This window comes from Pseudomonas hormoni, assembly GCF_018502625.1.
GTDB lineage: Bacteria > Pseudomonadota > Gammaproteobacteria > Pseudomonadales > Pseudomonadaceae > Aquipseudomonas > Aquipseudomonas hormoni.
Map to the genome: position 1 here is coordinate 2259671 of NZ_CP075566.1, position 15488 is coordinate 2275158.

Here is a 15488-nt window from a genome sequence, read left to right on the forward strand (position 1 = left end):
ATCAGCTATTGGTTTCCTCTGTAGGATTGTCTCCATCAGATCGCCCCGTGGCGATCCTCACCTGGAGATCCCACATGAAACTACTGCATATCGATTCGAGCATTCTTGGTGACAACTCGGCTTCCCGTCAGCTGAGCAGTGAAGTCGTCAAAGCCTGGCAAACCGCCGAGCCGAGCGCCGTGGTGACTTACCGCGACCTGGCCAGCGATGCCATCAGCCATTTCTCCGCCACGACCCTGGTCGCCGCTGGCACCACCGCCGAACTGCGCAACGCCGCCCAGCAGCATGAAGCCGAACTGAGCGCCTCGACGCTGGCCGAATTCCTCGCCGCCGATGCCGTGGTCATTGCCGCGCCAATGTACAACTTCAGCATCCCGACCCAACTCAAGGCCTGGATCGACCGCATCGCCGTTGCCGGTCAGACCTTCCGCTATACCGAAGCCGGCCCTGAAGGCCTGTGCGGTGGCAAGAAAGTCGTGATCGTGTCGACTTCCGGCGGCTTGCATGCCGGTCAGGCCACTGGTGTGGCTCACGAAGATTACTTGAAGGTACTGTTCGGATTCATCGGCATCACCGACATCGAATTCGTCCGTGCTCACGGCCTGGCTTACGGTGACGAAGTGCGCACCAAAGCCATGGGCGATGCCCATACGCAAATCAGCGAGCAACTGTTCGCCGCCGCGTAAGGCTTGCGTAAAGATGTAAATCAGCTCGGGCAACACCCCAAAAAACTCTGTATTCTGATCACGCAAGTGTCAGATACGGAGTTTTTTGTTTCTGACTGTTTCTAGTAGTTTCCTGAATCGTTCATGTTGTGGCCCAGGTTATGCAGTCGAGGGTTTACGTCCCTGTTCTGTAACGACCTTGGTGGCCGCCATTGCTGGTACAAGGCCGCTTCCTCGGTAGTCGATGGAGAACGGGCTTTCCGGTCAAGTAACAAAGGTGAGGCATCCCATGGTGCGTCTTTGTGCAACGTTACTGATTTGCCTGCTCAGCAGCCTGAATTCAGTGCACGCCGCGCCTGCGCCACATCCTCACTGGAGCGTCGGCTTCCATGAGATGAGTTTTCTCGACCCGCTGGACCTGCAACCGATGCGCGCCATCGCGTTCTACCCCTCCAGCGACCGGGAACACACCAGCAAACTCGAGGGCTACACAGTCGAAGCGGGCGAAGACACCCGCGTCGCCATCGGCCGTTTTCCGATGTTGATGCTGTCCCACGGCAACACCGGAACGCCGCTGGCCCTGCACGACCTCGCCACGTCGCTGGCGCGCAAGGGTTTTGTGGTGGTGGCGGTGATTCATCCCGGCGACAACTCCAAAGACCATAGCCGTCTCGGCACCTTGAGCAACCTGTACGGTCGGCCGATCCAGATTTCTGAAGCCATTACCGCCACCCTGGGCGACCGCATGCTCGCGCCGTTCGTCAATGCCAATCAGGTCGGCGTGATCGGCTACTCGGCGGGCGGGGAGACGGCGCTGATCCTGTCCGGCGCGACGCCTGATCTGGATCGGTTACGTCGCTACTGCCAGGAACGCCCGGACGACCGCGATGCCTGCAACACCCAAGGCGAGTTGATCGTCGACCGTGATGACCTGCAACCGGTAGCGGATCCACGGGTTCACGCGCTGTTGCTGATGGCGCCGCTGAGCCTGAAGTTCGGCCGGCACACCCTGGCCGACGTTCATGTGCCGGTACTGCTTTACAGCGGCGACGGCGACAAACTGGTGGCGTTCGACAAAAACGCCGCGGCGCTGGCGCGCAAGCTGCCGATCGCGCCGGACTTCAAGCTATTGGCCGGGGCAGGTCACTTCGTGTTCCTGGCGCCGTGCAACGAAGAACAAATCGCGGCCATGCCGGCGCTGTGCACCGATGCCGACGGTGTCGACCGCGAAGACATTCACCGCAACATGATCTCCGAAGCCGGGCGGTTCTTTTCTCATGCGCTGGGCGTGCCGACCCGTGCCGGTATGCAAACCGCCGATCAATAGCCTGCGCATACTCTGTGGGAGTGAGCCTCTGTGGCGGGGGAGCTTGCTCCCGCTGGGTCGCGAAGCGGCCCCAAAAACTTTGCGACTGCTTCGCAGTCGAGCGGGAGCAAGCTCCCTCGCCACAGGGCTAGCTCCGACCTTGGTTTTTCGTGTCAGGCCATTGCCCGGCGTTTCAGTAGCAGGGTCAAACCCAGGCCAGTGATCGACAACAACGCCGCACTGAAGAAAATCCACGAATACCCCAGATTCAACGCCACCGCGCCCATCACCGGCCCGGCAATCGCCAGCGCCAGATCGAAAAACACCGCATACGCACTCAGCCCCGCACCGCGACTGGAGTTGGGCACCTGTTTGATCGCCTCTACCCCCAGCGCCGGGTACACCAGCGACAAACCGAACCCGGCCAGACCCGCCCCGACCAGGGCAAAACCGGTCGAAGGCGCAAGCCACAGCAGCACCAAACCCGCCGTTTCAATGCTCATGCAGGCAATCGCCGACGTGAACCCACCGAACCGGCTGATGGCCGAAATAAACAGCAAACGCGCCAGAATGAAGCAGATGCCGAACACCGTCAGGCAGTAAGCCGCGCCGGTCCAGCCACGGCTGAGGTAATACAGGGTAATAAAGGTGGTCAACTTGCCGTAGCCGATCGACGCCAGGCTCAGGCTCGCGCCGAATGGAGCAATGCGCCCGAACACCGCCCAGAACGGCAGGCGTTCACCGCGAACCACCGGCACCGAGGGTTTGTTGCGGATCAGCAGCAGCGCCAGCGCCGCCAGCAATGACAGCGCGATCCCCAGACTGGCAAAGCCATATTCCGCCACCATCACCACGCCCAGCGGCGCGCCAATGGCGATGGCACCGTAGGACGCGATGCCGTTCCATGAAATCGAGCGCGCTGTGTGTTCAGCGCCCACCTGGCCCATGCACCAACTGATGGTGCCGACGCCGATCAAGCCCTGTGCGATGCCCAGCAACAAGCGGCCGGCGATGAGGATCAACAAACTCGTCAGCGGAAAGCTTTGCAGCAGCGTCGACAACAACGTCAGCGCGCCGCTCAACACAATCCCCGACAGCCCGTAAACAATCGAACGCTTGGTGCCGACGCTGTCCGACATGCGCCCGGCCATCGGGCGGCTGAGCAGGGTGGCGAGGTATTGCGAGCCGATGGTCAGCCCGGCCACGACCGCACTGAAACCGAGCTGCTCGTGGACATAACCCGGCAACACCGCAATCGGCAGGCCGATGCAGAGGAAGGCAATAAAGGTATAGAAAACGATGGAGACGATCTGCAGGGTGATCGCCATGGAGCTTTGCGGTGGCAGTTGCTGCGCAGACATGAGGGCTCGTTCGCGGGCGGCGGTGGGAGAGCTGCATCATGGCGCGGGTTGGAAATAAAAGGAAGCAGGCTAACTATATTCGTTGAGCCTTAGGGCCTCTTCGCGGGCAAGCCTCGCTCCTACAGGATTTGCGTCGTGCTCATTTGTTGTGGACGACTTTGATTCCGTAGGAGCAAGGCTTGCCCGCGAAGAGGCCCTCTGCACCGAAAAATATTCAGCCCTGAAATGCAAAAAGCCCCATCACAAGGACAGGGCTTTTCATTTTCAGCAGCTATTTAGAACACAACACCCTGACTACGCAGGTAATCATCATAAGTGCCGCTGAAGTCGATCACGCCGTTGGCGCTCAACTCGATGATGCGGGTAGCCAGCGACGATACGAACTCACGGTCGTGGCTGACGAAGATCAGCGTGCCCGGGTAGTTTTCCAGCGCCAGGTTCAGCGCCTCGATGGATTCCATGTCCAAGTGGTTGGTCGGTTCGTCCATGATCAGCACGTTCGGCTTTTGCAGGATCAGCTTGCCGAACAGCATGCGACCTTGCTCACCACCGGAGATGACCTTGACCGACTTAAGAATCTCGTCGTTGGAGAACAGCATGCGACCGAGGGTGCCACGAACGATTTGCTCGCCGCCCTGGGTCCATTGGCCCATCCAGTCGAACAGGTTGCAGTCGTCTTCGAAGTCGTGCGCGTGGTCCTGGGCGTAGTAGCCCAGTTCCGCGGCGTCGGTCCACTTCACGGTGCCGGCATCCGGGGTCAGTTCGTTGACCAGGGTGCGCAGCAGGGTGGTTTTGCCGATACCGTTCGGGCCGATGATCGCAACGCGCTCGCCAGCTTCAACCTGGAAGCTGAAGTCCTTGAACAGTGTCTTGCCGTCGAAGCCTTTGGCCATGCGCTCGACGATGACCGCTTGACGGTGCAGCTTCTTGGTTTGTTCGAAACGGATGAACGGGCTCACACGGCTCGAAGGCTTGACCTCGGCCAGCTGGATCTTGTCGATCGCCTTGGCGCGGGAGGTGGCCTGCTTGGCTTTCGAGGCGTTGGCCGAGAAGCGGCTGACGAACGATTGCAGTTCCGAAATCTGTGCCTTCTTCTTGGCGTTGTCCGACAGCAGCTGCTCGCGGGACTGGGTCGCCACGGTCATGTACTCGTCGTAGTTGCCCGGGAACAGACGCAGCTCGCCGTAATCCAGGTCAGCCATGTGGGTGCACACGCTGTTCAGGAAGTGACGGTCGTGAGAGATGATGATCATCAGGCTGGAGCGCTGGGTCAGGATGTTTTCCAGCCAGCGGATGGTGTTGATGTCCAGGTGGTTGGTCGGTTCGTCGAGCAACAGCACTTCAGGATCGGAGAACAGCGCCTGAGCCAGCAAGACGCGCAGTTTCCAGCCTGGGGACACCTCGCTCATCGGGCCGAAATGTTGCTCGATGCCGATACCCAGGCCCAGCAACAGCTCGCCGGCGCGGGATTCGGCGGTGTAGCCGTCCATTTCGGCGAACTCGGTTTCCAGCTCGGCCACGGCCATGCCGTCTTCTTCAGTCATTTCCGGCAGCGAGTAGATACGGTCGCGCTCGGCCTTGACCTTCCACAGCTCTTCGTGACCCATGATCACGGTGTCGATCACGGTGAATTCTTCGTAGGCGAACTGGTCCTGGCGCAATTTACCCAGGCGCACGTTCGGCTCGAGCATGACCTGGCCGCCGGACGGCTCGAGGTCGCCACCGAGGATTTTCATGAAGGTCGACTTGCCGCAGCCGTTGGCGCCGATCAGGCCGTAGCGGTTGCCCGCGCCGAATTTGACCGAAACGTTTTCGAATAGCGGCTTGGCGCCGAACTGCATCGTGATGTTAGCTGTAGAGATCAAAGGTTTTTCCTGCGAAGCATTCAGAGTAGCTAGGGTTGCGGCAGTACCGATTCAGTACCCGTTTCCGGTTTTCGAACCACGGGAAATACATCCCGGTCAGAAGCGGAAGGTCCATCTGGCAATAAGTGGACAGCAGCATATGGAGCGCTTGGCCCGAGTCGAAGTGCGCTGAGACGGGGTTCATTCCCGTCATCAACCAAGGGGGGCGCGTAATGTTTGGCGGCGATTGTACTGGTCTGGCTCTTTAAACGATAGAGCGTTGAGGCCCCGCGGGCGCTTTGGCGGCACCAGCGGACAGATTTTCACATCCGAACGTTAACTATTGGTTACAAATCGTGGCTAAAATGCCATCTTTCGAACTGATGCCGACAGGCACGGACGCAGTTTGTTCACTTCTGACGTGTGACGATTTCCGTGAAACTCATCATTGCCGCTATTTATGTTGTATCGATTGCCTACGTCCACCTGCGCGGCCGGGTGCGCCACAAACTGGGCCGGCAACTGAGCGATCACTCGACGTTTCTGGCACCGATCAATTGCTTCCTTTATCTGTTTTCGAAAGTTCCCAACAAGCCTTATCTCGATCCGGCCGATTTCCCGGACCTGAGCCCGCTGCAGGCCCATTGGGAAGAAATCCGCGCCGAAGGCCAGAACCTGCTCAAGGCGGGTGAGATCAAGCGTTCGAACCAGTACGACGACGTCGGCTTCAACTCGTTCTTCAAGACTGGCTGGAAGCGTTTCTACCTCAAGTGGTATGGCGCCAGTCATCCTTCGGCGATGAAGCTCTGCCCGCGCACCACCGAACTGGTGCAGAGCATCGGTTCGATCAAAGCCGCGATGTTCGCCGAGTTGCCGCCGGGTTCGAAACTGGTGCGTCACCGCGATCCGTATGCCGGTTCCTACCGTTATCACCTGGGCCTGGAGACGCCGAACGACGCTGGCTGCTACATCAACGTCGATGGCGAAAACTATCACTGGCGCGACGGTGAAGCGGTGATGTTCGATGAAACCTTCATTCATTACGCCGAAAACACCACGCAGCAGAACCGCATCATTCTGTTCTGCGACGTCGAGCGGCCGATGAAGTACCGCTGGGCGGCGGCGTTCAACGGCTGGTTCAGCCGTAACGTGATGTCGGCGGCGGGCGCGCCGAACGATGTGGGCGACAAGACCGGTGGTATCAATCGTCTGTTCGCCAGAATCTACAAGATTCGCCTGCGCGGCAAGGCGTTGAAGAAGCGTAACCGCAAGCTGTATTACCTGGAGAAGTGGGCGATTTTTGCCGGGTTGCTGGCGTTTTTTGTCTGGATCTGAATTCAGCGTTGCCGCTTGTTACGCCATCGCGGGCAAGCCCGCTCCCACAAGTTTCAGCGTTTGCCATCGATCGTGTAACTAACGCTAAACCCTGTGGGAGCGGGCTTGCCCGCGATGAGGCCGGTAAACTTCCCAACAAATTTTCGGGTACCCCACCATCGATCAACCACTCGACCGCTTGGTCGCTTTTTTCGCCGCCGCCGGTTTATCCGCTGCCTTCGGTTTCGCAGCCGTCTTCCCGCCAGCCTTGCCCCCCAAACTGCGTTTCAGCAACTCGGTCAAATCGATAACATCCGCCGTCTTGCGCTCTTCCTCGCCCGTCGCCGTCTCGACATCCTCGATCTTCCCTTCATTCGCCTTCTTCTCGACCAACGCCATGATCTTGTCTTCAAAACCGTCGCGATAATCGTCGGGGCTCCAGTCTCCGCTCATGTCCTGCACCAGGCGTTTGGCCATGTCCAGTTCACCCTTGGCCAGTTCCGGTTTGGTCACCTCGCTGCCCAGTTCCAGCGTGTCGAGGCTGCGTACTTCCGCTGGCCAGCGCAGCATTACCAACACCATTGCCGAGTCCAGCGGCATCAGCGCGGCCAGATGCTGACGGGTGTGCAAAACGACATGGGCGAGGGCGACCTTGTTGGTTTTGCTCAGGGTTTCACGCAACAGCGCATAGACTTTGCCACCGCGTTTGTCCGGCGCGAGGTAGTAGGGCGTGTCGATGTTTTGCAGGGGGATTTGATCACTGTCGACAAAGGAAAAAATGTCGATGGTCTGCGTGGACAGTGGATGCGCCGATTTGATTTCCTCTTCACTGAGCACCACATATCGACCCTTTTCGTATTGCACACCTTTGACGATGTTCTCCTTGGTCACTTCCTTGCCGGTCACCTTGTTGACGCGCTTGTAACCCACCGGGTCCATGCTGCGGCTGTCGAGCCAGTCGAAATCCACCCCTTGCGAAGACGTCGCCGAGACCAGCGCCACAGGGATATGCACCAGCCCGAAACTGATTGCGCCTTTCCAGATTGCCCGTGCCATGGTCGTCTACTCGCGAGTGATGATCAGGTGACCCGTGGCCCGGCGCAAAAGTTTCAGCGGCGTGTGGCCCAGGCCCGCCGGGGGATCAACTTCGTGTTACATCTTGCCGGGGAGGTTTTGGTTAACAAATCCGAACCCTGGGCGTAGCGTGCTATCGAAGGCTGTAATCAAGTAGAGAGGCTGCCCATGAACCGATTTGTGCTTGGCGTCACCGCGATGGCATTGAGTGGCGTGCTGGGCAACCTGGCTCAGGCCGATATCGCATTGCCATCCATTCCGTTGCTGCTGGCCCAAAGTCCGACGGGCAGCACCAGCAACCCTTACAACAGCCCGATTCGTCGGGCCAACCCCAACAGTATGCAAGGCACGCAACCCGGCGCTCCGGCCATTCGCGGGCCGAACACCGTGCCCGTACCGCGACCGCCGACACTCGATAACGGCGGCATCGGCAATCGCTATCCCCAAGACCGGACAGCGCCCGCCAGCCCTCCGAAATTCATCCCGAATCCGCCCCATCGCGACGCGGACACCAGCAACCGTTGAGCGGCAGAACACAATTACTGTCAGCCATTCAGACGACAAAAGGAATCGTGCATGTTGCGTAAGACTCTCTTGGCCACAGTCTGTGCCAGCGCACTCATCACCACAGCCGCTGCGGTTTTCGCGGCGCCCGCCCAAGAACTGAAAAGCGAGCAGGGCACCCTTGAGGTCACGCCGATCGTCCAGGGGCTGGATCATCCCTGGGCCCTGGCGTTTCTACCGGATCGGCAAGGGATGCTGGTGACCGAACGGCCCGGCAACCTGCGTGTGGTCGGTGCGGATGGCAAGCTCTCGGCGCCGCTCAGCGGTGTACCTAAAGTCTGGGCCAAAGGCCAGGGCGGTTTGCTGGATGTGGTGCTGTCGCCCGACTTTCAGCAGGACCGCACGGTGTATCTGTCGTATGCCGAAGGCGGGGGTGAGGGCGACAAGGCCGGTACGGCAGTCGGTCGCGGGCAGCTGTCGGAGGACCTGACAGCGATCAACAATTTCAAGGTGATCTTCCGCCAGGAACCGAAGCTCTCGGTCGGCAATCACTTCGGCTCGCGTCTGGTATTCGACCGCGATGGCTATCTGTTTATCACCCTCGGCGAGAACAACGACCGGCCCACGGCCCAGGATCTGGACAAGCTGCAGGGCAAGGTTGTGCGGATCTACCCGGACGGCAAGGTACCCGACGACAACCCCTTTGTCGGTCAGTCCGGCGTACGCCCGGAAATCTGGTCCTACGGCCAGCGTAACCCGCAAGGCGCGGCGCTCAATCCATGGACCGGCGTGCTCTGGGAAAACGAGCACGGCCCGCTAGGGGGTGACGAGGTGAATATCATCGAGCGCGGCAAGAATTACGGCTGGCCGCTGGCGACCCATGGCATCAACTACTCCGGCCAGCCGATTCCGGAAGCCAAGGGCAAGACCGCCGAAGGCACCGTCCCGCCGCGCCACGTCTGGGAAAAATCCCCTGGCCTGAGCGGCATGGCGTTCTACGATGCAGACCGCTTCAAGCCCTGGCAGCACAACGTGTTTATCGGTGCGCTGGTCACTCAGGAACTGATTCGCCTGCAGTTCGACGGCGACAGAGTGGTTCACGAAGAGCGCTTGATGGGCGAACTCAACAAGCGCATTCGCGATGTGCGGCAGGGGCCGGACGGGTATTTGTATGTGCTCACTGATGAGGATGATGGGACTCTGTACAAGGTTGGCCTGAAGTAACCGATGCCTTTTGTGGCGAGGGAGCTTGCTCCCGCTGGGGTGCGAAGCGCCCCCCTTGCAGGCGTCTGCTTCGCAGCCGAGCGGGAGCAAGCTCCCTCGCCACAGGTTACTCTCGGCGATAGAGAATCACCGCCGCCCGAAGTTTGCCCCGCCCGAAACTGCACATCTTCTCGAACTCCCCATGGCTGACCGGCAGATGCTGACAGTCCATGGGTTGACGATGCTGGCTATGGTCGACATCCGGGTCGTGCAGGTAGACGAACTCTTCATCGCAATCGGTGACGGCCACCCAGTGCGGCGATTTGGAACGGGTCAGCCGATAACTGCTGATCAGCACCAGCGGCTGCCCGCCATCGGCCAATAATCGTGGCAGGTCCAGCGGCCCGCCGAGCACCTGTTCGACGTCTGTGGCGTTCAACTGTGCCGCGAACTCATCGTGCACCAGGCGCATGACATCTTTTTTATGCTCATCGCGCACGCCATCGAGAAACAACGGCCCCGCCATGCTCACTTGCAAGCGCACGCGAAACCCGCGCCGCGCTGCCGCCAGTGCCAGACCTTGAGGGCTGCAGCCGCCGTGGCCGGAGGTCATGAACACGGTGGTCGCCTCACGCCAGATCTGCAGTTCTTCGCGGCGCTCCAGCACGCGATCGGCGTGCAGGGCGCCCATGGCCATCAACAGGCACGCCGGGCCGCAGGTGAAATCGGTGGTCTGCGCATACCACGGCACTTTGATGCTGCGGGCATCGCGATGCTGAAGGATGCGTTTCTCCAGGCGCAGCGCATCGGCGTGGTCCTGGTAATAATCGTGAATCAGTGCGAAACGCCGATAACCGTTGCGCTCATACAGGGCAATCGCCGCAGGGTTGTCGATGCGCACCTCCAGCCGCAAGTAAGCGCAGTCATGCTCAAGGGCACATGCCTCGATGCGCTCAAGCAATTGCTTGCCCAGTCCGTTGCCTCGTGCCTGTTCAGCAATGGCAATCGAGTAGAGCCGCGCCAGCGACGTGCCCCGGTGAAACAGCACCACCGCGTAACCCAGCAATTGCCCGTCGCGTTCAGCCACCAACAGCTGCCCGTGAGCCCGGGTGATCATCCACTGAAAACTGCGACTGGTAAGCCGGTCCGTGGTGAAGCATTGCTGTTCGAGTGCCAGCAACGCGGGTAAGTCTTCAACTACCGCCAAGCGAAAGACAGGATTCATATGACCGCCGTAAAAGTTGCGTAACGAAACGGGACTTTCGAAAAAGTTCGTGCTTAATAGGAAAGGTCTTGTTCTCCAACGGATCAATCACTATGTCAGCGGTACAGGGTCATTGGCGCGAAGTATCCGAGCAAACTTTGCCGGCGGCAACTTTTTTAAATGACACGGTTAGAACTTCCAGCCAGTTGATTATCATCGTCGAACGCAAGGAAGACTGGGCGTCCTACTTCCCCAGCGAAGACATCGTCACGGCTCAGGAATACCTCGAGCAGACTCGCGACAACGAGCAGGGCAAACGGGTCCAGGTGATCAACCTGTGTCGCAGCTACAAGTACCTGGGGCACGGGTATTACTGCTCGCTGCTGGCTGAAGCACGGGGGCACAAGGTCATTCCGTCGGTGCGGACCATCAGCGAGCTGACCAAAAAATCCCTCTACGGTCTGGCCCTTGATGATCTGGACAAACCGCTGGAAAAAGCCCTGAGCAATCATCTTTACAGCGATACCGAAGGCTTCACTCTGACACTTTACTTTGGCCGGACCAATATCGAACCGTTGCAGGATCTGGCACGACAGTTATTTGAAGTCTTTCCATGCCCGATATTATTGGTTGAGTTCCGTCGAACTAACGGCTGGCACATTGAAGGCGTCAAGTCGGGTGCGCTGCACAAGTTGCGCGAAGATCAGGAAGATCAGTTTGCCAACTCGCTGGACAGTTTCAGTCGCAAGATCTGGCGCATGCCGCGTTCGCGACGATTGGCCCGCTATGACCTGGCGATCCTGCACGATCCGCAGGAAGCACTGCCGCCGTCCAACCCCAAGGCGCTGGACAATTTCGTACGCGTCGGCAAGACATTGGGCATCGATGTGGAGCTGATCGAGCGCAAGGACTACGCGCGCATCGCCGAATACGACGGCCTGCTGATCCGCGAGACCACCAGTGTCGACAACCACACCTACCGCTTCGCCAAGAAAGCCGAGAGCGAAGGCCTGGTGGTGATGGACGATCCGGCGTCGATCCTGCGCTGCACCAACAAGGTCTACCTGACTGACCTGCTCAAAAGCCATCAGCTGGGCATGCCCGCCACCGAAATCCTCTACAAGGAACGACCGGAAGACTTCGAACGGGTCGGTGAGCGTCTGGGATTTCCGCTGGTGTTGAAGATTCCCGACGGTTGTTTCTCCCGCGGCGTGATCAAGGTCGAAAGCCAGCAAGCCTTGCTCGAAGCGACGGCCGAACTGTTCGAGCACTCAGTGCTGTTGCTGGCTCAGGAATTTTTCTACACCGAGTACGACTGGCGCATTGGCGTGCTCAACCGCAAACCGATCTTTGCCTGCCAATACTTCATGTCCAAGGGCCACTGGCAGATCTACAACCACAAGGCCAAGGGTCAGGACATCAACGGCGAATGCCGCACGCTGGCGGTTCATGAAGCGCCGCGCGCCGTCGTGGAGCTGGCGGTGAAAACCGCCAACCTCATCGGCGACGGCCTCTACGGCGTCGACCTCAAGCAGTCCGGCGACAAGGTGGTGGTGATCGAGGTCAACGACAACCCGAACATGGACGCCGGCATCGAAGACGCCTACTTGCAGGACGATCTGTACTCGCTGGTGCTGGAAGAGTTCGTGCGCCGACTGGAACTGAAACGTCGCGGCCAGGCCTGGTGAGCGGCCGATGATCAAGAGCTTTCAACTGACCCACGGCGCGCTGCAAGCGGTCGAACGGCTGGACGCCGAGGTGATGCTGTTCAGCAACCCCGATGCGGCCGAGCGCGACTTGTTGCACAGCCATTTCAAGCTCGATGAACACGCGCTGGCCTCGGCGCTGGACCCGGACGAGGTATCGCGTATCGAGTTTCACCCCGACAATTTGTTTCTGATCTGGAAGCGTCCGGAAAACTATTCCGGCGCCGGCAGCCTGGCCTTTGAAGTGTCGTCCTGCGGTTTGCTGTTTTCTACGCAGAGTCTGCTGGTAATCGCCACCGACGATTCGCCCCTGCATGGGCTCGGCACCCGGCAGAAGTTGAACACGCCACTGGATGTATTGCTCGACCTGCTGTTCAACAACATCCATCACTACCTGGGCCACCTCAAGGTGATCAAGCTGGTCGCGCGGGAGTTGCAGCAGAAATTCAACGCGTCGATGCAGAACCAGCACCTGATTCAGATGTTCAACCTCAGCGAAAGCCTGATCTATTACATCAACGCGATTCACAGCAACGGCGCAGTCCTGACCCGGCTGCGCAACCACGCGGAAAAACAGCGCTTCAGCGCCGAGGCCATCGGCCTGATCGACGATCTGATCATCGAAAACAACCAGTGCTACAAACAGGCGGAAATCTACTCCACAGTGTTCTCCGGGCTGATCGATGCCCGGGGCAACCTGATGAACAACAGCATGAACAACCTGCTGCGCAAACTGACGCTGATCAACGTGGTGTTCCTGCCGTTGAACCTGATTGCGAGCATCGGCGGCATGTCCGAGTTCAGCATGATGACGGCGGGCACGCCGTGGTGGGTTTCGTATCCGTTGTTTCTGACGGCGATGATGCTGGGGGCGGGGGTGATGGTTTTGGGGCTCAGGCGGTTGGCGAAATGATCTCGGCGTCAGTGATGCCGCCATCGCGGGCAAGCCCGCTCCCACAGTGATCTGCGGCGTTCACAAAACCTGTGGGAGCTGGCTTGCCAGCGATGACAATCTCAACACCACCGCAAATCCAGAATCAGGCTGCTTGTTCGGCGTCGACAGGCTTTTTTCTGTCCTGCAGCCCACGAACAACGAGGTACAACAACGGCCCAACCGACACAAAAACCGCAGTGAGCAAAAGATAGGGAATGACGGAAAACGCCGACCGCCCACGCTGGCGCGCATCGCGGTACATCCACACCCCGGCCAGCGTCGCCAGCAGGTATAGATCAATCACCACCTGTGCCGTATCCGGCCGCGACATCAGGCTGATGCCAAATTCAATCAACGACTGTTCAGCCTGGAGCATCACCGAAACGGTGTAGCCAGCAAAGGCGAGCAGGGCAGTCAGGGGCAGGGCGACAGACTTCATGGTTTCCTTCCTTGGACAATGAGCGGAATCCCGAGCCTACCGAAGCTGAAGGAAATTGACCATTGACTTGCCCCCCATGCCCGGCTAATTTCCAGCCATGACTTCCACCGTATTGCGCTGCCAGCCAAGCATTATTACCGCCATTCCTCATTTGGCGGGCTAGCTCACGACTGCAGCACCCAACCCGCCCTCGAGGCGGGTTTTTACTTTCTGTCTCCTGGGTTCTGATCAACGTCAGGAGACGACCATGGATAGCACACCCGCCCAGCAGGCCTTGCTCGAGCACTACGTCAAAAAGATCCTCGCCGCGCCGGTGTACGAACTGGCGGTGCGCACGCCATTGCAAGCGGCGCCGGCGCTGTCCGAAGCCCTTGGCAACCAGATCCTGCTGAAGCGTGAAGACTTGCAGCCGACCTTTTCCTTCAAGATCCGCGGCGCCTACAACAAACTGGTTCAGCTGAGCGATGCGCAAAAGGCCCGTGGCGTGATCACCGCTTCCGCCGGCAACCATGCGCAAGGCGTGGCGCTGGCAGCACGTGAGTTGGGGATTGCCGCCACCATCGTCATGCCCGCCACAACGCCGGAATTGAAAGTGCTCGGGGTCCGCAGTCGGGGCGCCGAGGCAGTGTTGCACGGGGAAAGTTTTCCGTTTGCCCTGTCGTACGCATTGAACCTGGCTGAGCAAACCGGCCGAACCTTTGTCTCGCCGTTCGACGACCCGGAAGTGATCGCCGGGCAGGGTACCGTCGCCATGGAAATCCTGCGTCAGCACCAAGGGCCGCTCGACGCGATCTTTGTGCCGGTGGGCGGTGGCGGCTTGATCGCGGGCATCGCCGCATACGTCAAATACTTGCGCCCTGAAGTCCGCATCATCGGTGTCGAGTCGGAACATTCCGCGTGCCTGTCCGCCGCGCTACAGGCCGGCGAGCGTGTTGTCCTGCCGAACGTAGGCACATTTGCCGATGGCGTCGCCGTTGCGCAGATCGGCGCTTATGGATTTGAAGTCTGCCGGTTTTGCGTGGATGAGGTGGTGACCGTCAGCAACGACGAACTTTGCACCGCGATCAAGAATATCTACGACGATACCCGCTCGATCACCGAACCTTCTGGCGCGTTGGCCGTGGCGGGCATCAAGAAGTACGTGGCGCAGACGGGCGTGCGTGGCCAGACACTGGTGGCCATCGACTCCGGCGCCAACATCAATTTCGACAGCTTGCGCCATGTCGCCGAACGCGCCGCATTGAGCGGCACCCCGGCATGAGCGTACGCAGAAGGCCAATCGGAGTAAGACTTGCACACCCAATCCCCTGTGGGAGCGAGCTTGCTCGCGATGACGGTTGTACATTCAACACGGGTGGTGCCTGAGCGTCCGCTATCGCGAGCAAGCTCGCTCCCACAGGTTTTGCATTTGCTGGTTATTCCTGAACAGCTTTTTCGACCTTGTCTGACGCCGACCAGACCCGATAACGGACCTCAACATCCTTGGGCACATAAAGCACGATCGGCAGCTTGCTGTTGTAGCGCAACATGAAACCGTCGCCGACCACCGGGACGAAGTCCTGTGTGCTTTTGCCATCCGGGCAGGCCATCAGCGTGCTCATCGGGCCGATCACTTTTTCCAGGCGGTAGAACGGATAGCCCCAGCCCTCGAGGTTCTTCTCCTCGAGCATGCCGCCCAGGCGCTGGCGATTGCAGTCCACGCTCAAAGTCTTGCCGGCAAGAATCTCGACCTGGTAGCTGTCTTCCTGCTTCTGTGGCGCCAGGTGAATGACCTGGCGTGTAAACCCTTTTTCGGCTTTGGGGAAGGGCGCGACGTCTTCGAGTTTCGCCGCATGAGCGACGGTCGATAGCTCGGCAACTATCAGCCCGACGGTAGTGATATAGGTCAATGAACCCATGATGCCTCCTTGCGTGTGAGTAGGGTCAGCGGATAC

General features: G+C 59.4%; 13 protein-coding genes and 1 pseudogene. 8 read left to right on the plus strand and 6 right to left on the minus strand.

The window, feature by feature from the left end; translation table 11 throughout:
• The first annotated feature begins 74 nt into the window (after positions 1–74).
• Both KJF94_RS10590 and KJF94_RS10595 read left to right on the plus strand, forming a co-directional pair.
• Positions 75–686, plus strand: a complete 612-nt coding sequence (locus KJF94_RS10590) for an FMN-dependent NADH-azoreductase (RefSeq protein WP_214383191.1) — start codon at positions 75–77, stop codon at positions 684–686.
• A 268-nt stretch (positions 687–954) separates the two neighbouring features.
• Entirely contained in the window at positions 955–1992 is a 1038-nt protein-coding gene (locus KJF94_RS10595) for an alpha/beta hydrolase family protein (protein ID WP_214383193.1), read from the plus strand.
• A 152-nt stretch (positions 1993–2144) separates the two neighbouring features.
• Here the strand turns inward: KJF94_RS10595 and KJF94_RS10600 are convergent, their stop codons facing one another.
• Positions 2145–3332: an MFS transporter gene (locus KJF94_RS10600; protein WP_214383195.1), complete on the minus strand. Its 1188-nt coding sequence runs from the start codon at positions 3330–3332 to the stop codon at positions 2145–2147.
• Between the two features lie 275 nt (positions 3333–3607).
• On the minus strand, positions 3608–5197 hold the full coding sequence (locus tag KJF94_RS10605) for an ABC-F family ATPase (protein WP_214383197.1): 1590 nt from the start codon (positions 5195–5197) through the stop codon (positions 3608–3610).
• Positions 5198–5611: 414 nt separating this feature from the next.
• Here KJF94_RS10605 and lpxO point away from each other — a divergent pair, with 414 nt between their 5' ends.
• Positions 5612–6511, plus strand: coding sequence for a lipid A hydroxylase LpxO (gene lpxO / locus KJF94_RS10610; protein WP_214383199.1), 900 nt, complete (start codon positions 5612–5614; stop codon positions 6509–6511).
• Between the two features lie 162 nt (positions 6512–6673).
• Here lpxO and ku read toward each other — a convergent pair whose 3' ends face one another.
• The gene (ku, locus tag KJF94_RS10615; RefSeq protein ID WP_214383200.1) at positions 6674–7546 is read right to left on the minus strand and encodes a non-homologous end joining protein Ku; all 873 of its coding nucleotides are present in this window, start codon (positions 7544–7546) and stop codon (positions 6674–6676) included.
• 186 nt (positions 7547–7732) lie between these two features.
• On the opposite strand from ku, the gene KJF94_RS10620 reads away from it, so the two are divergent.
• Together KJF94_RS10620 and KJF94_RS10625 are read left to right on the plus strand one after the other, a co-directional pair.
• On the plus strand, positions 7733–8089 hold the full coding sequence (locus KJF94_RS10620; protein WP_214383201.1) for a hypothetical protein: 357 nt from the start codon (positions 7733–7735) through the stop codon (positions 8087–8089).
• A gap of 51 nt (positions 8090–8140) precedes the next feature.
• On the plus strand, positions 8141–9292 hold the full coding sequence (locus tag KJF94_RS10625) for a PQQ-dependent sugar dehydrogenase (RefSeq protein WP_214383202.1): 1152 nt from the start codon (positions 8141–8143) through the stop codon (positions 9290–9292).
• Positions 9293–9398: 106 nt separating this feature from the next.
• Here the strand turns inward: KJF94_RS10625 and rimI are convergent, their stop codons facing one another.
• Entirely contained in the window at positions 9399–10496 is a 1098-nt protein-coding gene (rimI, locus tag KJF94_RS10630) for a ribosomal protein S18-alanine N-acetyltransferase (RefSeq protein WP_214383203.1), read from the minus strand.
• A gap of 92 nt (positions 10497–10588) precedes the next feature.
• Between rimI and KJF94_RS10635 the strand changes: the two genes are divergently transcribed.
• Together KJF94_RS10635 and KJF94_RS10640 are read left to right on the plus strand one after the other, a co-directional pair.
• Entirely contained in the window at positions 10589–12163 is a 1575-nt protein-coding gene (locus KJF94_RS10635) for a RimK family ATP-grasp domain-containing protein (protein WP_250548260.1), read from the plus strand.
• 7 nt (positions 12164–12170) lie between these two features.
• Positions 12171–13094, plus strand: coding sequence for a magnesium transporter CorA family protein (locus tag KJF94_RS10640; protein WP_214383204.1), 924 nt, complete (start codon positions 12171–12173; stop codon positions 13092–13094).
• A 124-nt stretch (positions 13095–13218) separates the two neighbouring features.
• Here KJF94_RS10640 and KJF94_RS10645 read toward each other — a convergent pair whose 3' ends face one another.
• Positions 13219–13554 carry a DUF2834 domain-containing protein gene (locus KJF94_RS10645; protein ID WP_214383205.1) on the minus strand — a complete coding sequence of 112 codons (336 nt, stop codon included), beginning with the start codon at positions 13552–13554 and terminating at the stop codon, positions 13219–13221.
• A 247-nt stretch (positions 13555–13801) separates the two neighbouring features.
• On the opposite strand from KJF94_RS10645, the pseudogene ilvA reads away from it, so the two are divergent.
• Positions 13802–14797: pseudogene (gene ilvA, locus KJF94_RS10650) on the plus strand (threonine ammonia-lyase, biosynthetic); the annotation flags it as partial.
• Positions 14798–14969: 172 nt separating this feature from the next.
• Here ilvA and eco read toward each other — a convergent pair.
• The gene (eco, locus tag KJF94_RS10655) at positions 14970–15452 is read right to left on the minus strand and encodes a serine protease inhibitor ecotin (RefSeq protein ID WP_214383207.1); all 483 of its coding nucleotides are present in this window, start codon (positions 15450–15452) and stop codon (positions 14970–14972) included.
• Positions 15453–15488 lie beyond the last annotated feature (36 nt).